At 64.6% G+C, this 23,782-nt stretch carries 31 protein-coding genes and 1 riboswitch; of the genes, 23 read left to right on the top strand and 8 right to left on the bottom strand.

Annotation, left to right across the window (positions count from 1 at the left end; translation table 11 throughout):
- The first annotated feature begins 15 nt into the window (after positions 1–15).
- Positions 16–243: an acetyl-CoA carboxylase biotin carboxyl carrier protein subunit gene (locus RAH40_RS13180; RefSeq protein ID WP_306598014.1), complete on the top strand. Its 228-nt coding sequence runs from the start codon at positions 16–18 to the stop codon at positions 241–243.
- Positions 244–307: 64 nt separating this feature from the next.
- Positions 308–1,597 (top strand): dihydroorotase, encoded by a 1,290-nt coding sequence (locus RAH40_RS13175; protein ID WP_373432529.1) that lies wholly within the window; start codon positions 308–310, stop codon positions 1,595–1,597.
- On the opposite strand, the gene RAH40_RS13170 is transcribed toward RAH40_RS13175, so the two are convergent.
- The 5 genes from RAH40_RS13170 to RAH40_RS13150 all read right to left on the bottom strand — a co-directional run bounded on the left by RAH40_RS13170 (position 1,598) and on the right by RAH40_RS13150 (position 8,766).
- Complete coding sequence (locus tag RAH40_RS13170; RefSeq protein ID WP_306598012.1) at positions 1,598–2,284, bottom strand: sugar transferase; 687 nt, start codon at positions 2,282–2,284, stop codon at positions 1,598–1,600. It lies immediately after the preceding gene.
- An 11-nt stretch (positions 2,285–2,295) separates the two neighbouring features.
- Positions 2,296–3,246, bottom strand: a complete 951-nt coding sequence (locus RAH40_RS13165) for an NAD-dependent epimerase/dehydratase family protein (RefSeq protein WP_306598011.1) — start codon at positions 3,244–3,246, stop codon at positions 2,296–2,298.
- 391 nt (positions 3,247–3,637) lie between these two features.
- Positions 3,638–6,520 carry an SLBB domain-containing protein gene (locus RAH40_RS13160; protein ID WP_306598010.1) on the bottom strand — a complete coding sequence of 961 codons (2,883 nt, stop codon included), beginning with the start codon at positions 6,518–6,520 and terminating at the stop codon, positions 3,638–3,640.
- Positions 6,521–6,631: 111 nt separating this feature from the next.
- Positions 6,632–7,537 carry a PfkB family carbohydrate kinase gene (locus RAH40_RS13155; RefSeq protein WP_306598009.1) on the bottom strand — a complete coding sequence of 302 codons (906 nt, stop codon included), beginning with the start codon at positions 7,535–7,537 and terminating at the stop codon, positions 6,632–6,634.
- Positions 7,538–7,597: 60 nt separating this feature from the next.
- A riboswitch (S-adenosyl-L-homocysteine riboswitch) is annotated at positions 7,598–7,680 on the bottom strand.
- Between the two features lie 51 nt (positions 7,681–7,731).
- Positions 7,732–8,766 carry an SPFH domain-containing protein gene (locus tag RAH40_RS13150; protein WP_306598008.1) on the bottom strand — a complete coding sequence of 345 codons (1,035 nt, stop codon included), beginning with the start codon at positions 8,764–8,766 and terminating at the stop codon, positions 7,732–7,734.
- Between the two features lie 159 nt (positions 8,767–8,925).
- Between RAH40_RS13150 and gmd the strand changes: the two genes are divergently transcribed.
- Entirely contained in the window at positions 8,926–9,939 is a 1,014-nt protein-coding gene (gmd, locus tag RAH40_RS13145; protein WP_306598007.1) for a GDP-mannose 4,6-dehydratase, read from the top strand.
- A gap of 338 nt (positions 9,940–10,277) precedes the next feature.
- Here the strand turns inward: gmd and RAH40_RS13140 are convergent, their stop codons facing one another.
- The gene (locus RAH40_RS13140; RefSeq protein ID WP_306598006.1) at positions 10,278–10,565 is read right to left on the bottom strand and encodes a hypothetical protein; all 288 of its coding nucleotides are present in this window, start codon (positions 10,563–10,565) and stop codon (positions 10,278–10,280) included.
- Positions 10,562–11,479, bottom strand: a complete 918-nt coding sequence (locus RAH40_RS13135) for a formyltransferase family protein (protein ID WP_306598005.1) — start codon at positions 11,477–11,479, stop codon at positions 10,562–10,564. The genes RAH40_RS13140 and RAH40_RS13135 overlap by 4 nt, the downstream gene beginning before the upstream one ends.
- A gap of 108 nt (positions 11,480–11,587) precedes the next feature.
- Here RAH40_RS13135 and RAH40_RS13130 point away from each other — a divergent pair, with 108 nt between their 5' ends.
- The 3 genes from RAH40_RS13130 to RAH40_RS13120 all read left to right on the top strand — a co-directional run bounded on the left by RAH40_RS13130 (position 11,588) and on the right by RAH40_RS13120 (position 13,788).
- The gene (locus RAH40_RS13130) at positions 11,588–12,679 is read left to right on the top strand and encodes a tetratricopeptide repeat protein (RefSeq protein WP_306598003.1); all 1,092 of its coding nucleotides are present in this window, start codon (positions 11,588–11,590) and stop codon (positions 12,677–12,679) included.
- Positions 12,680–12,748: 69 nt separating this feature from the next.
- Entirely contained in the window at positions 12,749–13,489 is a 741-nt protein-coding gene (locus tag RAH40_RS13125) for a nucleotidyl transferase AbiEii/AbiGii toxin family protein (protein WP_306598002.1), read from the top strand.
- Positions 13,489–13,788 (top strand): hypothetical protein, encoded by a 300-nt coding sequence (locus RAH40_RS13120; RefSeq protein ID WP_306598001.1) that lies wholly within the window; start codon positions 13,489–13,491, stop codon positions 13,786–13,788. The genes RAH40_RS13125 and RAH40_RS13120 overlap by 1 nt, the downstream gene beginning before the upstream one ends.
- Here the strand turns inward: RAH40_RS13120 and rfaE2 are convergent.
- Positions 13,785–14,273, bottom strand: a complete 489-nt coding sequence (rfaE2, locus tag RAH40_RS13115) for a D-glycero-beta-D-manno-heptose 1-phosphate adenylyltransferase (protein ID WP_306598000.1) — start codon at positions 14,271–14,273, stop codon at positions 13,785–13,787. The two genes, RAH40_RS13120 and rfaE2, sit on opposite strands and share 4 nt — an antisense overlap.
- Positions 14,274–14,329: 56 nt before the next feature.
- On the opposite strand from rfaE2, the gene RAH40_RS13110 reads away from it, so the two are divergent.
- The 17 genes from RAH40_RS13110 (at position 14,330) to rplX (ending at position 23,771) form a co-directional block, all read left to right on the top strand.
- On the top strand, positions 14,330–14,614 hold the full coding sequence (locus tag RAH40_RS13110; RefSeq protein WP_306597999.1) for a zinc ribbon domain-containing protein: 285 nt from the start codon (positions 14,330–14,332) through the stop codon (positions 14,612–14,614).
- 163 nt (positions 14,615–14,777) lie between these two features.
- Positions 14,778–15,176, top strand: a complete 399-nt coding sequence (gene rpsL / locus RAH40_RS13105; RefSeq protein ID WP_306597998.1) for a 30S ribosomal protein S12 — start codon at positions 14,778–14,780, stop codon at positions 15,174–15,176.
- 7 nt (positions 15,177–15,183) lie between these two features.
- Positions 15,184–15,654: a 30S ribosomal protein S7 gene (gene rpsG / locus RAH40_RS13100; protein ID WP_306597997.1), complete on the top strand. Its 471-nt coding sequence runs from the start codon at positions 15,184–15,186 to the stop codon at positions 15,652–15,654.
- A 112-nt stretch (positions 15,655–15,766) separates the two neighbouring features.
- A complete protein-coding gene (gene fusA / locus RAH40_RS13095; RefSeq protein ID WP_306597996.1) occupies positions 15,767–17,875 on the top strand; it encodes an elongation factor G in 2,109 nt (702 codons plus the stop codon).
- 269 nt (positions 17,876–18,144) lie between these two features.
- Positions 18,145–18,471, top strand: a complete 327-nt coding sequence (gene rpsJ, locus RAH40_RS13090) for a 30S ribosomal protein S10 (protein WP_306597995.1) — start codon at positions 18,145–18,147, stop codon at positions 18,469–18,471.
- Positions 18,472–18,486: 15 nt separating this feature from the next.
- The gene (gene rplC, locus RAH40_RS13085; protein WP_306597994.1) at positions 18,487–19,113 is read left to right on the top strand and encodes a 50S ribosomal protein L3; all 627 of its coding nucleotides are present in this window, start codon (positions 18,487–18,489) and stop codon (positions 19,111–19,113) included.
- A 1-nt stretch (position 19,114) separates the two neighbouring features.
- Entirely contained in the window at positions 19,115–19,744 is a 630-nt protein-coding gene (gene rplD / locus RAH40_RS13080) for a 50S ribosomal protein L4 (protein ID WP_306597993.1), read from the top strand.
- The gene (locus RAH40_RS13075) at positions 19,741–20,016 is read left to right on the top strand and encodes a 50S ribosomal protein L23 (RefSeq protein ID WP_306597992.1); all 276 of its coding nucleotides are present in this window, start codon (positions 19,741–19,743) and stop codon (positions 20,014–20,016) included. Before rplD ends, RAH40_RS13075 begins: the two co-directional genes overlap by 4 nt.
- A 74-nt stretch (positions 20,017–20,090) precedes the next feature.
- Complete coding sequence (gene rplB / locus RAH40_RS13070) at positions 20,091–20,912, top strand: 50S ribosomal protein L2 (RefSeq protein ID WP_306597991.1); 822 nt, start codon at positions 20,091–20,093, stop codon at positions 20,910–20,912.
- Positions 20,913–20,924: 12 nt separating this feature from the next.
- Positions 20,925–21,209, top strand: a complete 285-nt coding sequence (gene rpsS / locus RAH40_RS13065) for a 30S ribosomal protein S19 (RefSeq protein ID WP_306597990.1) — start codon at positions 20,925–20,927, stop codon at positions 21,207–21,209.
- A gap of 1 nt (position 21,210) precedes the next feature.
- Positions 21,211–21,558: a 50S ribosomal protein L22 gene (gene rplV, locus RAH40_RS13060; protein ID WP_306597989.1), complete on the top strand. Its 348-nt coding sequence runs from the start codon at positions 21,211–21,213 to the stop codon at positions 21,556–21,558.
- A 3-nt stretch (positions 21,559–21,561) separates the two neighbouring features.
- Entirely contained in the window at positions 21,562–22,209 is a 648-nt protein-coding gene (gene rpsC, locus RAH40_RS13055; protein WP_306597988.1) for a 30S ribosomal protein S3, read from the top strand.
- Between the two features lie 10 nt (positions 22,210–22,219).
- Positions 22,220–22,639: a 50S ribosomal protein L16 gene (rplP, locus tag RAH40_RS13050; protein WP_306597987.1), complete on the top strand. Its 420-nt coding sequence runs from the start codon at positions 22,220–22,222 to the stop codon at positions 22,637–22,639.
- Positions 22,640–22,649: 10 nt separating this feature from the next.
- Positions 22,650–22,853, top strand: coding sequence for a 50S ribosomal protein L29 (rpmC, locus tag RAH40_RS13045; protein WP_306597986.1), 204 nt, complete (start codon positions 22,650–22,652; stop codon positions 22,851–22,853).
- A gap of 7 nt (positions 22,854–22,860) precedes the next feature.
- Positions 22,861–23,118 carry a 30S ribosomal protein S17 gene (gene rpsQ, locus RAH40_RS13040; protein ID WP_306597984.1) on the top strand — a complete coding sequence of 86 codons (258 nt, stop codon included), beginning with the start codon at positions 22,861–22,863 and terminating at the stop codon, positions 23,116–23,118.
- A gap of 9 nt (positions 23,119–23,127) precedes the next feature.
- A complete protein-coding gene (rplN, locus tag RAH40_RS13035) occupies positions 23,128–23,496 on the top strand; it encodes a 50S ribosomal protein L14 (RefSeq protein WP_306597983.1) in 369 nt (122 codons plus the stop codon).
- Positions 23,496–23,771: a 50S ribosomal protein L24 gene (gene rplX / locus RAH40_RS13030; RefSeq protein ID WP_306597982.1), complete on the top strand. Its 276-nt coding sequence runs from the start codon at positions 23,496–23,498 to the stop codon at positions 23,769–23,771. Before rplN ends, rplX begins: the two co-directional genes overlap by 1 nt.
- Positions 23,772–23,782 lie beyond the last annotated feature (11 nt).

Genomic DNA, 23,782 nt, shown 5'->3' with positions numbered 1-23,782 from the left:
ACCACGGAGGCATGCATGATTATCCGGGCGGAGTGGCCGGGCTATGTCGTGGGGGTGCTCGTCACCCCAGGCCAGGAAGTGGAGGAGGATGAGTCACTAATGCTTCTGGAAGGAACAGATACGGGCCACACCCCCTTCTACGTAAGTGCTCCCGAGTCCGGGAAGATCAAGCGCATTCTCCTCGAGGAAGGCGATTTCGCCGAGGAGGATGACGAACTGGTGGAGTTGGCCGACATGGACTGAAGACCGGTGCGGAGCTTGCCCGGGGATCCGATCCTGTAAGATGGAAGGGTTCCTGGAGCCGCCCATGTCCCTGCTAGTCAAGAACGCGCGTCTTATCGATCCCTCCCAGAATTGGGATGGTCCTGCCTCCATGCTGGTAGTGGACGGGCAGGTGGCGGCTGTGGGCGAAAACCTCGCGGACCCCCGGATCGAGGGGGCCGAGGTGGTGGACGCCAAGGGCCAACTCCTGGTCCCCGGCCTCGTGGATCTTCACGTGCACTTCCGGGAGCCTGGGCAGACCGCCAAGGAGAACATCGAGACCGGCTGCAGGGCGGCCGTGGCCGGAGGGTTCACCTCCGTGTGCGCCATGGCGAACACCAAACCCGTGAACGACTCGGTGGCCATCACGGAGATGATGCTGTCCCGGGCCCGAAAAGCTGGCTTGTGCCGGTACTTCCCCCTGGGTACGGTCACCAAGGGCGCTGCGGGCGAGGAACTCACGGACTACGGGACCCTCAAGGCGTCCGGGTGCATCGCCTTCAGCGATGATGGCCTGCCGGTGATGAACGCAGCCATCATGCGGCGGGCACTGGAGTACACGGGCTGGCTCGACATGCCTATCGTCGCCCACGAGGAGGACACGAACCTCGCGGCCAAGGGCTACATCAACGAGGGCGCCGTGAGCGCCTACCTGGGCTGCCTGGGCATCCCGGCTGCGGCCGAGGAGGCCATGGTCGCCCGGGACATCGTCCTGGCCGAGCACACCGGGGGGCATCTCCACCTGGCCCATCTGAGCACCAAAGGTTCCCTGCGGCTGGTGCGCGAGGCCAAGGCCCGCGGGCTGAAGGTCACCTGCGAAGTGACGCCCCACCATTTCGCGCTCACGGACCGCGAGCTGACGCGTTTCGATTCCGACTTCAAGATGAACCCGCCCCTGCGCAGCCAGGCCGATCTCGACGCCATCCTCGAGGCCCTTGCCGATGGCACGGTGGACGCCATCGCCACGGACCATGCGCCCCACACCTGGGATGACAAAGAGTGCGAACTGCGCGACGCGTCGTTCGGGATCATCGGCCTGGAGACCGCGCTTCCGCTCACGCTGGCGCTCCTCGTCGACAGGAAGGTCATCACGCTCTCGCGCGCCGTGGAGTTGCTCTCCTGCGGCCCGGCTTCGGCCTTCCACCTGGACCGCCAGGGCCTCGGCAGCCTCAGGCCGGGCTCGGCGGCGGACTTCGCGCTCGTTGACCTGGAAGCCAGGATCACGGTGGACCGCGCCTTCGTGCAGAGCCGGAGCTTCAATACACCCTTCAAGGGGTGGACGCTGCCCGGAAAGGTCGTGGGGACCTGGGTCGGCGGCGCGAAGGTATGGGGCTAGCTAGCGGGCGCCCTGACCAAAGATGACGACCTTTACCGTCTTGAGGACGATGAAGGCCCACATTCTCAACGTCCGGTTCTCGATGAACATCAGGTCGTAGGAGAGCTTGATCCTGGTGCCGTTCACCGAATCCACGTAGCCCTGGGAAACCTGGGCAAGGCCCGTTATGCCGGGCTTTACATGGAACCTCTCACCATAGCGGGGTATCTCCTGGAGGAAGGACTCGACGAAGGCTGACTGCTCGGGCCGGGGGCCTACCAGGGCCATGTTACCCATGAGCACGTTCCAGAACTGAGGGAGTTCATCGATCCGGGTTCTCCGCAGGAATTGACCTCCTGGCAGGATTCGGTCGTCCTCGTGGGCGCAGAATCGGGCATGGCCGTGATGGTCGTGGTGCATGGAACGGATCTTGAAAATTCGATAGGGCTTTCCACCCATTCCGATTCGAATCTGGCTGAAGATGGGGTTGCCCCGGTCCACCACCATGACATAGAGCAGGCTCACAAGGAGGACGGGCATGGTGAGGATGAACAGGACCAGTGTCGAGAGCCAGTCGATGGCGTAGATCAGGTCCAGCTGGCTCTTGACGGGGCCCGCCTGTTCCTCGGGGAGGGAAGGGGCAGTACCGCCGCTCAGCCTAGGGTATTCAAGGGCCAGGGCCAGTTTGTTTTCATCGGAAGGTGTCATCAGGAAACTCGTTATGCTTGGCCGATCGAAGGTGTGGAGGATTCACGCACGGAAAACCACTCGACTGTCTCCTCCAGACCATGCTGAAGATCGATGGCCGGTTCCCAGTCTATTACCCTTTTTGCGAGAGAGGGATCAAGGATGGACCTGACCTGCTCTCCCTGGATTGGGGGAAAGTGGGAAATCCCTGGGTCCGTGGGGAGGATGCCCCGGACCCGATCGGCCAATTGGAATATGGAGGTCTCGATGCCGGTCCCAAGGTTCAGCACGCCCTGGGGGCGGTGGTGGAGAATGAGGGTAGCGGCCCGGGCGAGGTCCTTCACATAAACGAAATCCCGGGTCTGTCGTCCGTCTCCATTGATCCTGAGGGGGTTGGCCCTCAGTCCCTGGCGGATAAGGACGGCGACCACGCCGGCCTCGCCCCGGCCGCCCTGCCGGGGGCCATAGACGTTGGAGAACCGCATCGAGCACGAGGGGAGTCCCCGATAGTGGTGGAATGTAGCTAGGTACTTATCTACGCTCAACTTGGCGACACCGTAGGGGGAGCACGGCCGTTCGGGGTGATTCTCATCCTGGGCCCCGGCCTGCGGCTCCCCGTAGATCGCGCCGCCGGAGGAGGCGAACGCGAAGTAAGCCAGTCCGTTCTGCATGCCAAGTTCCAAGAGCTTCAGGGTATTGATGATGTTCTGCTGGGCATCGAGGACGGGATTGGCGGCGCTTACGCGGACGTCGATCTGGGCCGCGTAATGGAGGATCGCTTCGGGACGGAAGCTTCGGATCAGGTCCGCGGAGCGCTCTGACTCGATGGCTCCTTGTTCGAACCGGGCGCCTGGGTTGAGGTTGCTCTCAGACCCGGAGGAAAGATCATCAATGACAAGGACATCCCGGCCCTGCTCGACGAGGGCGTCAACTACATGGCTACCGATAAATCCGGCGCCACCGGTGACTAGAATGCGCTTCACGAGGTCCCCTTGGTTGGATTGTCAGAACCATCCGGGCCTGCGCCGGGGCGGCTTCGGGGTTTTAGCGGAGTCGCTGGAAAAACGACTGGAGTCAATACGGAAATTGCTCGCTGATTCAGCATACCTTACTTGGGATCGACTTTGAAAAAAATGGCTTATCCTTCGTTGGTTATTATCTTTGGCGAATATAAATCGATCGTGATATCGATCAAATCCTACTGTTTTTATCGGGACCGACTTGATAGCTGACGGCCATTTTGGAGATTTTAAGTCTTTGACCCGAAGGCACATCCTTCCTGAGATCCCGGAGGTCCCCTTTAACGAAAATCGAATCGGTCATAATTAAATGAATAATTTCAATTGTATTTATGTGAGAAGTTTTTTTATCCTTTTATTTGATCGCGTTCAGGATGAGGGCAAGGGGAGTGATCGCCTGCAAGTTCTCCTGCCAGGTCGTGTCACGCCGCACCCGCTGGGGCACAAGCACAGCGTCCCCGGGTTCCACCTCCATCCCGAGAATGCTGCGGTCGAGAATCCGGCCATCGGCCTTCAGGAGGCGGATATTGGAGTCATCAGCATTCCGGGTGAGACCTCCGGCAACCTTCACCATGTCACGTACCTTGAAGCCGGGCACGACGTGGTAGGACATGAAGGGGCTCGCGGTTTCCCCGATCACATAAGCTGTCTCCGTCCTGCGGGGAATGATGATCTCGTCCCCATCCTGGAGATCCACATCCAGTTTGTCGTTTCCGGCAAGGATGGCGGGGATGTTCACCACAAGGCGGTCCAGGCTTCCCGTGCCCAGTCCGTGGAGGATGGGGGTCTTGAGAAGGGTGCCCGTGGTGGGCTGCCGCTTGGTCTCGTTGAGCCTTTCCAGGATGTTGTTGATGCCGTTCAGGGCGGGGGCCTGGGTGTTGGCGCGCTGCGACTCGACGTTGAACGAGTCGGGATTCGGTGTGGCCATGGGGCGAAGGAAGATGGAACCCTGGGGCATGGCCTCGGCGGTGAGGCCACCGGCCCGGGCGAGAACTTCCCGAAGGCCGGTTCGGGGGGAATCCAGCACGTACACGCCGGGCCGCACCACCTGCCCGAGGAGGGTCACGCTCCGGTGGGGGCGATAGTCGGGTTTCGCGTAGACGCTGATCTGGTCCTGGGGCTTGAGGAGGGGGTTGACGGCCTCGTCATTGAGGGCGACCGGGCTGGAGGTCTCGCTCGAGAGCAGTTTCGTGAGGTCCAGCTTTCTGATCTCGCTGGGCTTTCCCTCGCGTGTATGCGCCAGTTCCGCCACGAGCCGGTCGGCTTCGTTCAGGAGGACGCCGGTCTGGAAAAGGAGGTCCGAGGCGCGCATGCCCTCGTGGAAGGGGAAGGTGCCGGGACGGGAGACGGGGCCCCTGACCTGGACGGTCTGGGGAAGGCGCAGGTCGGAGACCCGGTACAGCTCGATCTGGTCACGGTCCTGGAGCAGGAGGTTATGCGCCGGCTCGCCGGAGAGGGCCTGGGCCACGTCGAAGGCGAGGTAGCTGGTGCTCTGGTCGGGTAGGGTGCGGACGATCTCGCCCCGGTGAAGGTAGGTGTCGGGAAGAAGCTGGGACTCCCTGCGAAGGAGGTCGCCGACCCGGAGCCCCTCGGGCCGGGAGAAGCTCCCGGGAACCCGGGCCCAGCCGGATACCGTGACGAGCCTTTCCCTGCGCTCGCGGCTGGTGAGGGCCGAGAGGACGTCGCCCCGCCGGAGCTCGACCTGGCCGGCCTTGGCCAGGGGGACGTCGGCGGCGTCCAGGACGCCGCCCTTGGCCAGGCGGCGCAGGACGAGACTGTCCTCGAAGGCCTGCAGAGCGAGGCCCCCCGCGAAACGCAGGGCCTGGTCGACCGTCTCGCCAGGCAGCATCTCGAACTGCATGGAAGGCGCCACGCCGTCGGAGTTCCAACGGGCGAGCCAGCCAGGGAGTCCGCTGTTCTCCATGGAGATGCTTTCGGCCTTGGCCTCCTGCTCTGGGATGTTCGTCGTGCGCTGGTCGCCACGGGCCTGGACGCTGATGCGGTCAAGGCGCTTGCGCAGGAGGACGAGGCGCTCCTCGATGAGGGTCCGTTCGGCTAGCGTGGGCTCCTGGTAGGAGGCTGTCTGCCCCTGGATGGGGCCCGCCGCCAGAGACTGATCCAGTCCCTGACCCTGGGAGCGTTCCTGCTCCAGTTCCAGGTCCGGCTTCTTGTCCTTGTTCTTGGAGGTGGCCTTGTCCTGTTCCCGGTCCGGGTCGATGTCTTCGGTCCCTTCCCGCTCCCCGAGCAGGGCCTCGGCATGCATGCGGTTGGGGGACCCCTTGGGGCCAAGGCGGTATTCCTCCGCGGCGATCTGCTCCTTCAGTTTGGCGATCTCCTTGTCCAGGCGGGTCTTCACCTTCCTGGGCTGCAGGTCGCCGGTGGCGGCCACCACGCGGGTGAAGGCGCCCTCCAGGGTGACCTGGTTGAAGGCCAGCGGCACGAAGACGGTGTCGCCGCTCTGAAGGCCGAAATTCATGTTGCCCAGGCCTTCGGCCCGCAGGGGGTAGAGGTCCACCTGGTGGACGGCCTTGCCGCCGCGCATCACCCGGATCTGGCGGTAGCTGCCGGCGGCGGTGGGGCCGCCCGCGAGGCTCAGCACATTGACAAGGCTGCTGAGGCTGGGGACCAGGTAGCCGCCGGGGCGGTAGACTTCACCCAGGACGAAGACGCGCACCTCCCGCAGCTTCACGACGGAGAGGTCGACCGTGGTCCGGCTGAACTGCTGGGCCACCTTCGCCTGGACGGCGGAGCGGGCCCTGGCCAGGCTCATGCCGGCCACCTTGACCGAACCCACCTTGGGGACCACGAGTTCGCCGCGTCCGTCCACCTGGGCGGGGAGCTCGAAGTTTGCACTGCCGAAGGCGCTGATCTGGATCTGGTCGCCGGCGCCCAGGACGTAGTCCTCGGAGATGCCGCCCTCGGTTCCGGAAGGAGAGCTCTGCCGCGTCGTGAAGAGGTCCTCGGCGAAGCGCTTCGGTCCTCGCTCTTTCGCCTTGGCGGCCTTGATCTCGGCCTGGATGGAGTCCTGCTCGGACGGAGCCTGGCGCGCGCCTTCCTGTGCCTGCAGGGTTCGAGCCGTGGCCGCGGTACCCCGTGGGACGGCATCCGTGGCTGCGGCCCCGCCCAGTTGGGCCGCTGTTGCAGCCTGCCGGAGGCTCTGGAGATCCGGGAGGCCCGGTTCCTGGGCCACGAGGGAGAGGGCCGTGAACAAGACGCCTACATAGCGGGGACGAAGCATGAAATCACCTTTTAATTTTCCAATCCTAGCACCAGCAGGGAACACGCCCTAATAGGTAGGCGCTCGCTTCGTCGGCGTCAACCTTGCGGTCCGCTGTGGAACCTGCCCTCCTCAACCGATATGGATCATTTCCCTGAATGCTCCAATCCGGCTCTCGTACTCCTCGGTGCCCAGAGCCTGCACCCGCTCCGTCCCGAAATCCTGCACCGCGAAGCTGGCCATGACCGTTCCGGCCAGGGCCGCGCGCTTCATGGTGGCCAGGTCCAGCGTCCCGGCGGCCGCGAGGTAGCCGAGGAACCCGCCTGCGAAGGTGTCGCCCGCTCCGGTGGGATCGTGGACCTCCTCCAGGGGGAAGGCGGGAGCGGCAAAGTGCCCCTCGGGGGTGAACAGGAGCATGCCGTACTCGCCGCGCTTGACGACGAGGATCTGCGGGCCGAGCTTGCGGATCGCTGCGTAGACCTTCACGAGGTTCCGCTCGCCCGTGAGGGAGCGGGCCTCGGCCTCGTTCACGAGGAGGATGTCGATCTCCTTGAGGACCTCGAGCAGGGCCCCGCGGGCGCCGTCGATCCAGAAGTTCATGGTGTCCAGGGCGATCCACTTGGGGCGGGGGGACATCTGCCTGACCACGTCCAGCTGGAGGGTGGGATCGATGTTGCCCAGGAAGAGGTACTGGGAGCTGCGGAAGGCCGCGGGAAGGTCCGGCTTGAAGCCCGCAAAGACGTTCAGGTGGGTCTCCAGGGTCCTGGCTTCATTGAGGTCGCTGCCGTACTGCCCCTTCCAGTGGAAGCTGAGGCCGGGGGTCTTGATCAGGCCCGAGAGGTCGATGGGGCGGCCTTCGAAAACCTTGAAATGGTCCGGACCGAAATCCTCGCCGACGATCGCCACCACCTGCACGGGATGAAACCGGCTCGCGCTGAGGGAGAAGTGGCTGGCCGAACCGCCCAGGATGTTGTCCCGGCGGCCCGAGGGGGTCTCGAGGTCATCGAACGCTACGCTTCCAACGGCGAGAAGGCTCATGGGGGTTCTCCGGACGTGGTGGAATGGAGATGGATGCCCACCCTGCGCCCTTGCGGGATCGCGGGGTGAGCGTCGTTGGACGGGACGGAGGCCGCCGAGCCTAGGCCGTCCGGACGGGACGGCTCGCAACGCTCCTCGGTGACATTAGATCCTACCTTGCCGATCCCTTGAGGGGCAACGCCATTCCAGGGCGGTCAGGCCATTCCGTGCTTGGAAAGAATGGCGCTGCGCTGCTTATCAAACTCGGCCTGGGTGATGAGCTGGCTGTCGAAGAGATCCTTGAGTTCGGTGAGCTCCTCCTTGATGCCCTTGGCCGGGGCCGGGGCGGCCTGGCCGGCGGGGTAGGGGGCCTGGGCCATCTGGCCCATGGCGCCGCCCATCTGCTGGCCCATCATGTTGCCCATGCCCACGCCCATGCCCAGGCCCATGCCCATGCCGGCGATGCCGCCCGGGTTCTGTGCGGCCAGGGGCACGGAATCGGCCACCTGCATCTGGGTGTAGGCGCCCATCACGGGGGCCATCATGCCCACCGAGGTTCGCTTGTCCATCATGGCCTCGACTTCCTCGGGGAGGCTGATGTTCTCGATGAAGAGCTTGGAGCACTCCAGGCCCATGGTCTGGAATTCGGGGTCCATCTTCTGGCGAAGCAGGTCCGAGAGGTCGTCGTAGTGGGCTGCCAGGTCCAGGGCGGGGACCTTGGCCTCGCCCAGGGCGTCGGTGAACTTGCTGATGAGGCTCTTGCGCAGCTGCTCGGTGATGTCGTCCTTGGTGTAGACGCCGTTGGTGCCCACCAGCTCCTTGAGGAACTTCTTGGAGTCCTTCACCCGGATGGAATAGATGCCGAAAGCGCGGATGCGCAGCATGCCGAAGTCGGCGTCCCGCATCATGATCGGGTTGGAGGTGCCCCAGCCCAGGTCGTTGTAGAGCCGGGTGTTGGTGAAGTAGACCTCCGACTTGAAGGGGCTCTCGAAGCCGTACTTCCAGCCCTTGAGGTCGGCCAGGATGGGCATGTTCTTCGTGGAGAGGGTGTGGGTGCCGGGGGTGAAGGTGTCGGCGAACTGCCCCTCGTGGACGAAGGTGGCCTCCTGGCTCTCCCGCACCACCAGCTGGGCGTTGTTCTTGATCTCCTGGTTCCGCACGGGGAAACGCCAGGCCAGCACGTCATTTGAATCGTCCAGCCACTCGATGATTTCAATGAATTGGGCCTTGCCCCAGTCCATAAAAGCCATAAAGGCCTCCTCGCGGCATTTGGTGCCGAGGGATTATACCAGGAGCGGAGAAGAACTCTGGGGCGTAGAGAGAGGGGCGCCCTGGTTTCCCTCCAAGCGGTTCTTTTGGCCGGATTGAAGCGTTTGCCAACTATCATCTAGCAAACTCTAGGAGCAGGAATGCCCACTTCACGATCCGCGATGATCACCGGCGTCACGGGCCAGGATGGAAGCTACCTGGCGGAGTTGCTCCTCTCGAAGGGCTATCAGGTCCACGGCATGGTCCGGCGGTCCTCGGCGTTCAACACCAGCCGGATTGATCACCTCCACATGGGTGGGAAGGCGAATCCGAATTTTTTCCTCCATTACGGCGATCTTGCTGACGCAGGGTCCCTGCGGGACATCCTTGATCTTGCACAGCCGGATGAAATCTACAACCTCGGAGGGCAGAGCCATGTGCGGGTGAGCTTCGATCAGCCCGAATACACAATGGAGGTGAACGGAACTGCCGTCCTGAGATTCCTGGAGGCGCTCCGATTCCACCTGAAGCATGGGGGGAAGGCTGCCCGGTTCTACCAGGCGGGTTCCAGCGAGATGTTCGGGAGGGCGAAACCGCCCCAGAACGAGGGAACAAGGTTCGAGCCGCGCTCGCCGTACGCCGTCGCGAAAGTAGCTGCGCACCACGAAGTCGTGAACTACCGGGAGAGTTATGGGCTGTTTCTATGCAACGGGATCCTTTTCAATCACGAGAGCCCCAGGCGGGGCGAGAACTTCGTGACCCGAAAGATCACCCGGGCGGCAGCTAGAATCAAGCTGGGCCTGGAACATCGCTTGACTCTTGGAAACCTGGAGCCAAGGCGGGACTGGGGTTTCGCCGGGGATTATGTTGAGGCCATGTGGCGCATGTTGCAGCAGGAGGAGCCTGACGATTATGTCATCGCCACCGGGGTCTCCAATTCAATCCGCGGGTTTCTGGATCTGGCCTTTGCAACGGTTGGGCTGGATTGGCATGAATTCGTCGATACCGATCCTCGCTTCCTCCGGCCCTCAGAGGTAGACGACATCGAGGGCGACGCATCCAAGGCCCGGGACCTTCTGGGTTGGAAGCCGACCATGGATTTCGCATCGCTGGTCGAGATGATGGTCGAGGCGGACCTGGAACTGGCAAGGACCGAAATCAGGACCGAGGGCTGAAGGCGGGTGGCCCACCCATCACCGCAACCCAGGACAGAAGAATACCGGGCCTCTCTTTTGTTCCCGGTCGCACCTTCAGGGCTTTCGGCCCTAGGCAAGTGCCGGTTGGCTGATGCCATGGGCTGAAGCCAGGTCCTCCTGGCTTATTCCTGCCTTGAGGCGTGCCGTTCGGATCGGGTTGCGGATGGGAGCCGGGTTGAAATCCTGGGGATGCTCCAGCATCTCCCGGTCAAACCGGTGATGGCCTGCCGATCCGCATCGTCAGCGGGGACCCCTTGGCGGATTCGCCGCAACCCTGCTGACGGGTTATAGAACCTTTCAGGGGCGTCAATATCCCTTCACTGCTTTTTCCGCCCCCTCGGCACCTCTGGATTGGGAATCCGCGTCTTCGTGAACACCGCGCGCGTATCGCTGTCCACCACGCACCGCCACCCGCGGCTCTCCCCCGGCATGCGCAGGTCCACCTCCCACCCCCCGGTGGCGCCGTTCAGGTGCACCCTCCGGGCGCTGACGGCGATGCCGCTGGTCTCGTGCTCGGCGATGGCCCGGGCCTCCCGGGCGGTGCCCACGGGGCGGGCCAGGGCCGCGGACCCCAGGAGGAGGAGGGCGGCGAGGAGGGGCCTCACTTGGCTTCGGGGATGCCCAGCTCCCTGAGCCAGGCGGCATGGACCGAGGGGCGCTCGCTGCGGACCCCCTCCCGGCGGAGGGTGTGGAGGCGCAGGGCGCCGTCCCGGAAGCCCAGGAGGATCCCCTCCCGGCCTTCCCGGAAGTGGCCCTGGGGGCAGGGGGAGGCCGAGGGAAGGGCCCAGGCCACCTTCAGGAGCCCCCGGGGGGTCTCCAGGAAGGCGTTGGGCCAGGGATCGGCCACGGCCCGGATGAGGTTGAAGGCCTCGTGGAGGGGATGGGTGAGGTCGAGCTGGCCGTCCTCGGGGGCCCTGCCCCCGAAGTAGCTGGAGGCGCCCAGGCCCTTCTGGGGGATCCGCTTGGCGGTGCCGTCCACCAGGCCGGGGACGAGGGCCTTGACCAGGGTCCTGGCGGCCGCGGCGGAGCGCAGGGTGAGGCTGAGGGCCGTCTCGTCCCAGGCGATGGGCAGGGGGGTCTGGCCGATGATGTCGCCGTCGTCGGGCCGGGAGGTCATGGAGTGGAGCGTGATGCCGGTGGCCGTCTCGCCCTTCACCAGGACCCAGTTGATGGGGGCACGGCCCCGGTAGGCGGGCAGGAGGGAGCCGTGGAGGTTGTAGGCGCCCTTCTTGGGCAGGTCCAGGTACCGCTGGTGGATCATCTCCCGGAAATAGAAGCTGAAGAGGAAGTCCGGCGCCATGGCGGCCACGGTCTTGTAAACCTTGTCGCTGTTGAAGTCCTTTTCCATGTGCACGGCGATGCCGTGCTTCTGGGCCAGGGCCGCGGGCGGGGTGAACCAGGCCTCGTCGGGGCGCTGGGGGTAGGTGAAGAGGGCCTGTACGTTGATCCCGGCCTCCAGGAGTCCGGCCAGGGCCTCGTGGCCGACGGAGGAATAGGCGCAAACGATGGCTGTGGTCATGGGCTGTCCTCCCGGGGCGGTCCATTCTAACCTCCGGACCGTTCCCTGCCGTATTCTGAACCAGGAGGTTCCGTTCCTGTAAAGTCGTTGGCGGAGGGCTTGGGTTTGATGGACATTCGGACGTTCTTGGCCGCCGGCCTCCTGGGGATCGTTTCCCAGGCCCAGACGGCGCCCGCCCAGGCGGATCCCTTCTTCCTCCCCTCGGAGGCCAGGGCCTACATCCTCAAGGCCACGGGCTCCGCCCCCACCACCCAGACCAAGCTGCAGGACCTCCTCCAGACGCTATTCCTGAAGCGCGCCGATGGCGGCATCGGCCTGGTCTACGACAACTCCCGCACCCGCACGGTGGCCGAGGTGTGGACCGACGGCAGGGCCAACTGCCTGTCCCTGACCGCCTTCTTCGTGGTGGCCTGCCGCGCCATGGGGATCCACGAGGAATACGCGGAGGCCCTGAACACGAACCACTGGCGCAAGGCCGGGGGGATCATCCGCTTCGAGCGGCACGTGGTCGCCCTGACCCCCGCCCCGCCCCACAACGACCTCATCGCCGACTTCGTGCCGGAACTGCGCAAGCGCTACGGCACCTACAAGGTCGTCGTCCTTCCCGAGACCCGGTTCCGGGCCCTCTTCTACAGCAACCGGGCCGTGGAGTGCCTCACCGACGGGGACCTGGACGCCGCCCGGGAGCAGGCCCAGCTCTCCCTGGATTCCGATCCCAAGTCAAGCGTCGGCTGGAACATCCTTGGGGTCGTGTACGCCGCCATGGACAATCCCGCCAAGGCCGAGGAGGCCTACCGCCGCGCCATGGAGCTGGACAAGCGCGACGGGGCGCCCATCGGGAACATGGAGGCCCTGCTGCGCAACGCGGGGCGGGTGGAGGAGGCCCAGCGCTTCCGCGCCCTGGGGGAGACGGTGCGCAAGAAGGACCCCTACTTCCACGCCTACCTCGCCGAGGAGGCGCTGCTGGAAGGGGACGTGGCCGAGGCCCAGAACCGCATGCGGTCCGCTCTCAGGATCCTGCCCAAGGACCCGGACTTCCTCCTGCTGGCCGCGCGGGTGCGCCTGGCGGCGGGTGACCTGGAGGGGGCCATCCGGAGCCTGCAGGATGCGAAGAAGTACGCCGATCCCTCGGAGCAGGAGCGCTACAACAGCAAGATCGAGGGGATCCAGGGGATGAAGGGCGGAAAGGTGGAGCGCTAACGCCCATCCCGAAGGGGGGGCTATACTTGAAGGGAGTTGCGTCCAGCCGGCACCCCGAGAGGGCGGAGAATGACGTTCGGTGGTCCAAAGCGTGAAGGGGAGCTCTACAAGGCGGCCGGACCCGAGGCCGGGTCCTTCGTGCCGGAGCTGCAGATCCTTCCCGTCAACCAACGTGCCCTGTGGCCGGCCCTCCGGGTGCTCCGGGACCAGGGGTTCGTCCTCTACGGAGGGACGGCCATTTCCCTTCGCCTGGGGCACCGGGTATCCGTGGATTTTGACTTCTTCACGGATCGTAAGCTGGAGCATGCCGGTGTCATCGCGGCACTCCCATTCGGCGGCAGGTCCCAGGTCCTCCAGGAGGCGCCCAATACCCTCACCCTGCTGGTGGCTGTGGAGGAGGGTTCGGGAGAAGGCGTGAAGGTCTCCTTCTTCGGGGGAAGGAGCATGGGCCGGGTGGGGACTCCGGACGTGACCAGCGACGGTGTCGTGGTCGCGGCCTCGCTTCTGGATCTGATGGGGACGAAGCTCAAGGTCATTCAGCAGAGGGCGGAGAAGAAGGACTATCTCGACATCCATGCCATGCTCGGGCGGGGTGTGGGCCTCGACGAAGGCCTCGCGGCTGGGAAGGCGCTTTACGGCAAGACCTTCCAGCCCTCCGAGGCGCTGAAGGCACTGGCCTACTTCGGCGACGGGGACCTGGGTGGACTGCCAGCTGATGTGCGCGAATCCCTGGTCAGGAAGTCCGCCTCCGTCATCGATATCCCGGCGCTGACCATCCTCTCGTCCCGGCTCGGACCTGGAGAAGCCTGATGGACCAGACCGCGAGCCGAATGCTCTTCGAGGATGCCCGTCGCTACATCTGGTGGGAGACACCCGCCGAGGCGATGCTCCGCCCCGACCGGGTTATCGCGCAGGTCATGAACATGGGAGATTTTGACGATTCCCGGGCCCTCCTCGCAGCCATCGGTGAAGCTTCCTTCCGGGTGGTGCTTGAAATCGCTGAACCCGGCTGGTTCAACGAGCGGTCCTGGCATTACTGGCACTACGCCCTGGGGGTATGCCCTCCGGACGGGACGGTGCCGCCACTTCCGGCCCGCCGCTTCAGCTAGGCCAGGACCCCACGCCCCGACTTGATCCGCTCCACGATGGTGCTGGTGCTGTGCCCCGGCAGGAACGGGATGAGGACCAGGGTCCCCCCCCGCGCCTCCACCACGTCCCGCCCCACCACGGTCTCGGGCGTGTAGTCCCCGCCCTTGGTGAGGATGTCGGGCTGCAGGGCCGTGATGAGCTCGAGGGGGGTGTCCTCCTCGAAGCGCACCACCGCGTCCACGCTGCGCAGGCCCAGGAGGACCCGGGCCCGGGCGGCCTCGTCCTGGAGGGGGCGGGAGGGCCCCTTGAGCCGGGCCACGGAGGCGTCGGAGTTCAGGCCGACCACCAGGAAGTCCCCCAGGGCCCGGGCGTCCTCCAGGTACTGCACGTGGCCGGGGTGGATCAGGTCGAAGCAACCGTTGGTAAAACAGAGTTTCCCGTTCCGGTTGGGGTGGGCGCTGAGGAAGGACTGGGCGTCGGTGAAGTAGCGGGCGGGTGAAGTCATGGGATTCCTGGGGTAAGCTGGTAGTTCCGGCCGACGGCCGGTTTCAAGAGGATGCCATGCCGCTGTATGAATACCGCTGCGAAACCTGCGGCGAAAAGGAAGAAAAACTGGAGGGGTTTTCCGCCCCCACCGAGCACGCCTGCGAGCACTGCGGGGCCGGCATGGGCATGAAGCGCCAGATCTCCCGGACGGCCTTCAACCTGTCCGGCGGAGGGTGGCATGCCCAGGGCTATTCCGGGTCCGCCCCCGAGAAGAAGGAGGCCGCTTCGGAGGCCCCGGCCGCCCCCAAGGGGGGCTGCTCCGGAGGCTGCGCCTGCCATTCCCCGGCCAAGGACAACTGAAAATCGGGATTGTGGCTGGACATTTCCCTGAATTTCGGTAACATTTCAGATTCCCGGGTCCCATGGGCCCGTGGAATTTTCGCCCGACGTCATCCCGCATGACCTCTTCGGCGCCGGCAAGCGGCGAATACCTTGCTGCATGCCCAAAACATAGGAGGATGGTGTGCCAACCATCAATCAGCTGATCCGCCAGGGGCGGAGCACCTTTGAGAACAAGACCAAGAGCCCGGCGCTGGACGCCTGCCCGCAGAAGCGCGGCGTGTGCACCCGGGTCTTCACCACGACGCCCAAGAAGCCGAACTCGGCCCTCCGCAAGGTGGCCCGCGTGCGCCTCACCAACGGCATCGAGTGCACCACCTACATCCCCGGCGTGGGCCACAACCTGCAGGAGCACAGCATCGTGCTCATCCGCGGCGGTCGCGTGAAGGATCTCCCGGGCGTGCGCTACCACGTGGTCCGCGGCACCCTGGATGCCACCGGCGTCGCCGGCCGCAACCAGTCCCGTTCCAAGTACGGCGCCAAGCGCCCCAAGGCGGGTGCCGTCGCCGCCAAGAAGAAGTGAGGTAGACATGAGCCGCCGTTCCAGCCCCGCCAAGCGCGAAATCCTGCCGGATCCCGTCTACAACAGCCTCACCGTCTCCAAGTTCATCAACGTCCTGATGGAGCGCGGGAAGAAGTCCACCGCCGAGCGCATCCTCTACGGTGCGCTTGAGATCGTGGCCAAGAAGTCCGGCGAGGAGGCCCTCGAGGCCTTCCAGAAGGCCCTCAACAACATCAAGCCCTCCGTCGAGGTGAAGTCCCGCCGCGTCGGCGGCGCCACCTACCAGGTTCCCGTGGAGGTCCCCCAGGGCCGCCGCCAGTCCCTGGCGATGCGCTGGCTGAAGACCTATTCCGCCGGCCGCGGCGAGCGCACCATGCGCGACAAGCTCGCCGGCGAGATCCTGGACGCCATGAACTTCCGCGGTTCCTCCGTGAAGAAGAAGGACGACGTCCACAAGATGGCCGAGGCCAACAAGGCCTTCGCCCACTTCCGCTGGTAGGTACAGGACCTGCATGACCGGGGCCGATCATGACGGATCGGCCCCCGTTTTTGCACAGTGAACGTTGATCCCGCGTCTGATATTTGATTTCTGAACTCTGAAGGAGGCCCCCGTGGCCCGCACGACTCCCCTCGAGCGCTACCGAAACATCGGCATCATGGCCCACATCGATGCCGGCAAGACCACGACGACGGAGCGTATCCTCTATTACACCGGCAAGATCCACAAGATCGGCGAGGTGCATGAGGGCGCGGCCACCACCGACTGGATGGTCCAGGAACAGGAGCGCGGCATCACCATCACCTCCGCGGCCATCACGGCCTCCTGGACGGCCCAGACGGGCTTCCTCAAGGACATCGAGCACCGCGTCAACATCATCGACACCCCCGGGCACGTGGACTTCACCGCCGAGGTGGAGCGCAGCCTGCGCGTGCTGGACGGTTCCGTGGCGGTGTTCTGCGCCGTCGGCGGCGTCGAGCCCCAGAGCGAGACCGTGTGGCGCCAGGCCGACAAGTACGGCGTGCCCCGCCTGGGCTTCGTGAACAAGATGGACCGCCCCGGCGCCGACTTCTTCCGCGTCTGCGAGATGATGCGCACCCGCATCAAGGCCCGGCCCATGCCCATCCAGATCCCCATCGGGGCCGAGGAGCACTTCAAGGGCGTGGTCGACCTGGTCCTCATGAAGGGCCTGACCTTCAGCGAGGGCGACAAGGGCTTCGAGGTGGAGTACGGCGAGATCCCCGAGGATCTGGTCGACACCGCCAACGAGTGGCACGAGAAGATGGTCGAGATGGTCGCCGAGACCGACGACGTCCTGATGGACAAGTACCTCAGCGGCGAGACCCTCACCGAGGACGAGATCCGCACCGGCATCCGCAAGGGCTGCCTGAGCCTCGCCTTCACCCCCATGTGCTGCGGCTCGGCGTTCAAGAACAAGGGCGTCCAGCCCCTGCTCGACTGCGTCGTCAGCTACATGCCCAGCCCCCTGGACGTGCCCGCCATCCAGGGCCACGACCTCGACGGCAACCCGATCGAGCGCCAGGCCAAGGACAGTGAGCCCTTCAGCGCCCTGATCTTCAAGATCATGGCCGACCCCTTCGTGGGCAGCCTCGCCTTCATCCGCGTCTACTCCGGCGTCCTCGCCGCGGGCTCGGGCGTCTACAACGCCAACAAGGGCCGCCGCGAGCGCATCGGGCGCCTCCTCCAGATGCACGCCAACAAGCGCGAGGACATCGACGAGGTCCGCACGGGCGACATCGGCGCCGCCGTGGGCTTCAAGGACGTCCTCACCGGGCAGACCATCTGCGACGAGAACCACCCCGTGATCCTGGAGTCCATGGACTTCCCGGATCCCGTCATCCAGGTGTCCATCGAGCCCAAGACCAAGGTCGACCAGGAGAAGATGGGCATCGCCCTCAGCCGCCTGGCCCAGGAGGATCCCACCTTCAAGGTGAAGACCGACCCCGAGACCGGCCAGACCATCATCGCCGGCATGGGCGAGCTCCACCTGGAGATCATCGTCGACCGCATGATGCGCGAGTTCAAGGTGGAAGCCAACGTGGGCAAGCCCATGGTGGCCTACCGCGAAACCATCCGCAAGCGCGTGGAAGCCGAAGGCAAGTTCGTGCGCCAGTCCGGTGGCCGCGGCCAGTACGGCCACGTCAAGATCTACGTCGAGCCCAACGAGCAGGGCAAGGGCTACGAGTTCGTCAACGACATCAAGGGCGGCGTCATCCCCAAGGAATACATCAAGCCCGTCGACCAGGGCATCCAGGAGGCCATGCAGTCCGGCGTCCTGGCCGGCTACCCCTGCGTGGACATCAAGATCACCCTCTACGACGGAAGCTACCACGAGGTGGACTCCAACGAGATGGCGTTCAAGATCGCCGGCTCCATGGGCTTCAAGAACGGCTGCGAGAAGGCCAACCCCGTGCTGCTCGAGCCCATCATGGCCGTCGAGGTCGTGGTCCCCGAGGACTACATGGGCGACGTGATCGGCAACCTGAACAGCCGCCGCGGCCGCATCGAGAACATGGAAGACCGGGCCGGCGTCAAGGTCGTCACCGCCCAGGTCCCCCTGGCCGAGATGTTCGCCTACTCCACCAGCCTGCGCGGCATGACCCAGGGCCGCGGCAACTACACCATGCAGTTCAGCCATTACGACGAGGCTCCCCGGAACGTGGCGGAAGAAGTGATCGCCAAGGTCCGCGGCACCAAGTAGCAGAATTCCGGGCGTCTAGGCGCCGGACGCAGTCACAGCCCCCATCCGGGGGTGAGGTCGCCCGAGATCCCATGGATCGAGACCTCCAAATACGAAGCTCGCCGGGGGGGGAAACCTCCCCTGCAGCCTTGAAAATCAAAAAAAGCCATTGCGAAATCGATGGCTTTTGCTATTCTGACTAGCCCTGTCCCTGCTATCGGGACAACAAAACCCATGGGCGGTCAGCGCCCCACGTCTATGGACGGTACACCCGTCCCACTGGAGTGAAGATGAAAGACAATATTCGCATCCGTCTGCGAGCCTTCGACCACCGTCTGCTGGACCAGTCCACCCGCGAAATCGTGGAGACTGCCAAGCGCACCGGGGCGCAGGTTGCGGGGCCCATCCCCCTTCCCACGCGCACGTCGAAGTACACCGTCAACCGCTCTCCCCACGTCGACAAGAAGAGCCGCGACCAGTTCGAGATCCGCACCCACAAGCGGCTCCTCGACATCCTGAACCCCACGCAGAACACCGTGGACACCCTCATGCGCCTGGACCTCCCGGCGGGTGTGGATGTCGAGATCAAGGTGTTCAGCCGGCAGGGCAACAGGTAAAGGGAGGCGACGATAATGACCAAGGGAATCATCGGCAAGAAGCTGGGCATGACCCAGATCTTCAATGAAAAGGGACAGGTTGTCCCGGTAACCGTAATCCAGGCCGGCCCGTGCGTGGTCGTGATGCGCAAGACCGTGGCCCGCGACGGCTACGAGGCCGTGCAGGTGGGGTTTGTGGATCCCGCCGGCGGCAAGCGCGCCTCCAAGCCCGAGAAGGGCCACTGCGAGAAGCACGGCGTGGCCCCCGTCCGGGTGCTCCGCGAGCTGAAGGTGGACGCCACCGACACGCTCAAGGAAGGCGACTCCATCCTGGCTGGCGAGTTCGAGGGCGGCGCGAAGGTGCACGTCACCGGCATCAGCAAGGGCAAGGGCTTCGCCGGCGTCATGAAGCGCCACCACTTCAAGGGCGGCCGCGCGACCCACGGCTCCATGTTCCACCGCGCCCCCGGCTCCATCGGCGGCTCGTCCTACCCCTCCCGTGTGTGGCCCGGTATGCGCATGGGCGGCCACATGGGCGCCGAGCAGGTCACCGTCCGCAATCTGGAAGTGGCCCGCGTCGACGCCGAGAACAACCTGCTGCTCATCAAAGGCGCCGTTCCCGGCCCCAAGGGCGGCTACGTCGTGATCAAGCAGGAGGCGTAACATGGCGGTCTTCTCTCATCCCGTTCTGAACCTGGAAAACAAGCAGGTCGACACCGTCGAGCTCATGGCCGAGGTGTTCAAGCTTGAAGAGATCAACAACCACCTGATCTGGGAATCCGTGCGGCACCACCTGGCCAGGCGCCGGGCCGGCACCGCCAAGACCAAGGACAAGTCCGAGGTCTCCGGTTCGGGTCGCAAGCTTTGGAAGCAGAAGGGCACCGGTCGCGCCCGCGTCGGTTCCATCCGCTCCATCATCTGGAAGGGCGGCGGCACGGCCCACGGTCCGAACCCCCGCTGCTTCGACTACGCGTTCCCCAAGCGGGCCCGCCGTTCCGCCCTGCGGAACGCCCTCTCCGCCAAGTTCGCCTCCGGGCAGGTGGTGGTCGTCGAGAACTGGGCTGTGGATTCCCACAAGACCAAGTCCCTCATCGCGACCCTGACCAAGCTGGGCGTGGACGGTTCGGCCCTCCTGGTCGGCACCTCCGACAAGGCGACCCTTGCCGCGGGCAACAACCCCAAGCTCCACACCATCGAGAGCCTGGGCGTCAACGTCTATGACCTTCTGAAGTTCGACCAGGTTGTCTTCTCCAAGGAAGCCATTCTGGCCCTCCAGGAAGTGGTGAAGCCATGACCAAGATTTTCGAAGTGATCCGCAAGCCCCTCCTCACCGAGAAGGGACAGCTCCTGCGCGAGGCCAACATCCAGGTCTTCGAGGTCGCCGTCTGGGCCTCCAAGCACCAGATCAAGGAAGCCGCCGAACTCCTTCTCCAGGCGAAGGTCAAGTCCATCCGCACCGTCAAGATGCCCAGCAAGAGCAAGCGTCTCGGCCGTTGGATGGGCACGACCGGAAACAAGAAGAAGGCCTATATCGAACTGGTCGAGGCCACCGAGGCCGCGCAGTAGCGACCGTTCATCCATTCGCCGGGCGGACAAGAAATGCCACTATCGCCCGGCCACTTTGAGGCATGAGGATAATCATGAGCATCAAGCTGCTCAAACCCACGACCCCCGGTCAGCGGGGCATGTCCAAGCAGGGCTTCGAGGAGATCACCACCGATCGCCCCGAGCGCACCCTCCTCGGCACCCGCACCCGTTCGGGTGGCCGGTCCAACACGGGCCGCATCACCACCCGCCACATCGGCGGCGGCCACAAGCGCCGCTACCGCATCATCGACTTCAAGCGCAACAAGGCTGACGTTCCGGCCCGGGTCGCCACCATCGAGTACGACCCCAACCGCTCCGCCCGCATCGCGCTCCTGATCTACGCCGACGGCGAGAAGCGCTACATCCTGGCCCCCGACGGCCTGGAAGTGGGCCGCACCGTCCTGTCCGGCAAGAACGCGGACATCCTGGTTGGCAATTCCCTGCCCATCAAGAACATCCCGCTCGGCACCGAAGTCCACAACATCGAGCTGAAGCCCGGCAAGGGCGGGCAGATCGCCCGCGCCGCCGGCACCTTCGCCCAGGTGGTGGCCAAGGACGTCGACTACGCCCAGCTGCGCATGCCCTCCGGCGAGATCCGCAAGATCCACCTCGAGTGCTACGCCACCATCGGCAAGGTCGGCAACCTGCAGCACGAGAACGTCGCCCTGGGCAAGGCCGGCCGTCGCATCTGGCTGGGCGTTCGCCCGACGGTCCGCGGCGTGGTCATGAACCCGGTGGATCACCCCCACGGCGGCGGCGAAGGCCGCACCTCCGGCGGCCGTCACCCCGTGACGCCCTGGGGCCAGCCGACTCGCGGCTACAAGACGCGCTCCAACAAGCGCACCACCAAATTCATCGTCAAGCGGATCAACTAGGAGGGGTAGTCAATGGCTCGTTCGCTTAAAAAAGGTCCGTTCATCGATGCCCACCTCCAGAAGAAGGTGGACACCGCCCAGCAGCTCAACGACAAGCGGGTCATCAAGACCTGGTCGCGGCGCTCCACGGTGGTCCCCACGATGATCGGCCTCACCATCGCCGTGCACAACGGCAACAAGTTCATCCCTGTCTACGTCACCGACAACATGGTGGGCCACAAGCTGGGGGAGTTCTCCCTGACCCGCACCTTCAGGGGCCACGCCGGCAAGTCCGACGCCAAGGCCAAGGGGAAGTAAGATGACGACCATCGTAAGCACCGCCACGCTCCGGCACCTTCGCGGCTCCGCCCAGAAGGCCCGGCTCGTGATCGATCTCATCCGCGGCAAGAAGGTGGGCGAGGCCCAGTGGATCCTGGCCTCCACCAAGAAGTACGCCGCCGGCCACATCAAGAAGATCCTGGACTCCGCGGTGGCCAACGCCATCGACAAGGATGCCGCCGTCAACCCCGACGAGCTCTTCGTCAAGAGCGCCTTCGTGGACGAGGGCTTCCGCATGAAGCGTGTCCGCCCCGCCCCCATGGGCCGGGCCTACCGCGTGCAGAAGCGCACCTGCCACATCACGCTCCAACTCGGCCGGGAGGAATAAACCATGGGTCAGAAAGTTCATCCGTACGGATTCCGTCTTGTCCACAACAAGAACTGGCACTCCAAGTGGTTTTCCAAGCGTGAGTACGCGACCCTCCTCCACGAGGATCTCAAGCTCCGCCGCGAACTGAAGAAGCAGCTCCACGGCCTGAACGCCATGGTGTCCAAGATCGACATCGAGCGCGCCGCCGACAAGGTGACCGTGCGCATCTTCACCGCCCGCCCCGGCATCGTCATCGGCCGCAAGGGCGCGGAGATCGACAAGCTCCGCGAGGAGCTCCAGGCCAAGCTCAAGCGCCCCGTGAGCGTCGACATCCAGGAGATCAAGAAGCCCGAGATCGACGCGCAGCTCGTGGCCGAGGGCGTCGCCCAGCAGCTCGAGCGCCGCATCGCCTTCCGCCGTGCCATGCGCAAGGCCGAGGAAGCCGCCATCCGCTTCGGCGCCAAGGGTTTCAAGATCAAGGTTTCCGGTCGTCTGAACGGTGCCGAGATCGCCCGCACCGAGGACTATCTCTCCGGCCAGATGCCCCTCCAGACGATCCGGGCCAACGTTGACTACGGCTTTGCCGAGGCCAACACCACCTACGGCATCATCGGCGTCAAGGTGTGGGTCAACCTCGCCGAAGCCGCCGTCGAAACCGTGAAGCGCTGAGGTAACAGCCATGTTGATGCCTAATAAGGTCAAGCACCGCAAAGTCCAGAAGGGCCGCACCTGCGGCGTCTCGACCCGCGGCAACGAAATTTCCTTCGGCGACTATGGACTCAAGGCCCTCGAGCACTGCTGGCTCACCAACCGGCAGATCGAGGCCGCCCGTATCGCCATGACCCGCCACATCAAGCGCGGCGGGCGCATCTGGATCCGGATCTTCCCCGACCGGCCCACCACCAGCAAGCCGGCCGAGACCCGCATGGGTTCCGGCAAGGGCGCGCCCGATGGCTGGGTTGCCGTGATCCGTCCCGGCCGCATCCTGTTCGAGATGGAAGGTGTGGACGAAGCCACTGCGAAGGAGGCCCTGCGCCTCGCGCAGATGAAGCTCTCCGTGGCCACCGAGTTCATCTCCCGAACCCCCCCGGAAGAGTGAGAGGCACGAGATGAACAAGAAGAATCCATTCAGCGAACTGGCTGGCAAGAGCATCGAGGAGCTGGCGCAGCTGGAGGCCGACCTGGCCGCCAAGCGGTTCACCCTCCGCTTCCAGCATGCCGTGGGACAGGTGGAGAACACTGCCGAGATCCGCAAGACGCGTCGCGAACTGGCCCGCGTCAAGACCGCCCTCAAGTCCAAACTGGCTGTGTGAGGAAACCATGAGCCTAGAACATAAGATGATTCGCAGTGGCGTAGTGGTCTCCAACAAGGCCGACAAGACGGTGGTGGTGAAGGTGGAGCGCAAGTTCCAGCACCCCCTGTACTCCCGGACCGTGAAGCAGACCGCGAAATTCATGGCCCATGACGAGACCAATGCCTGCCAGATCGGCGACGTGGTCAAGATCGTGGAGTCCCGTCCCCTTTCCAAGCGCAAGCGCTGGATGGTCCTCGAGATCACCCAGAAAGCTGGCGAGTAAGGAGCCGATATGATTCAGATGGGATCCATGCTAACCGTCGCCGACAACTCCGGCGCAAAGAAGATCTGCTGCATCCTGCCCCTGGGCGGCGGTGTGGGCAGGATCGCCCAGCTGGGCGACGTCATCACCGCTTCCGTCAAGGAAGCCATCCCGGGCGGCACGGTCAAGAAGAAGGCCGTCGTCCAGGCCGTCATCGTCCGCCAGCGGAAGGCCTTCCGCCGCAAGGACGGGTCCTACATCCGCTTCGACGAGAACGCCGCCGTCATCATCAAGAAGGATGGCGAACCGGTCGGAACCCGCGTCTTCGGACCCGTGGCCCGCGAGCTGCGCGAGCGGAAGTACATGAAGATCGTTTCCCTCGCCCCTGAGGTGCTCTAATGGACAAACCGACCAAGATGAAGCTCAAGAAGGGCGACGAAGTGGTCGTCATCGCGGGCAAGGAAAAGGGCAAGCGCGGCCAGATCGCCAAGGTCCAGCCCGCCACCAACAAGGTGATCGTCGGCGGCCTGAACATGATCAAGAAGGCCACCAAGCCCAACCAGCAGACCGGTGAAGGCGGCGGCATCATCTCCAAGGAGGCTCCCATCCACGCCTCCAACGTGATGCTGATCGACCCCACCACCCAGAAGCCCACCCGCAAGCGGGCCGAGTAAGAATTTTCCAT

This window comes from Geothrix sp. 21YS21S-2 (assembly GCF_030846775.1).
GTDB lineage: Bacteria > Acidobacteriota > Holophagae > Holophagales > Holophagaceae > Mesoterricola.
Note: the sequence above shows the minus strand (reverse complement) of the source record. Positions and strands in the feature narration are given on the sequence as shown.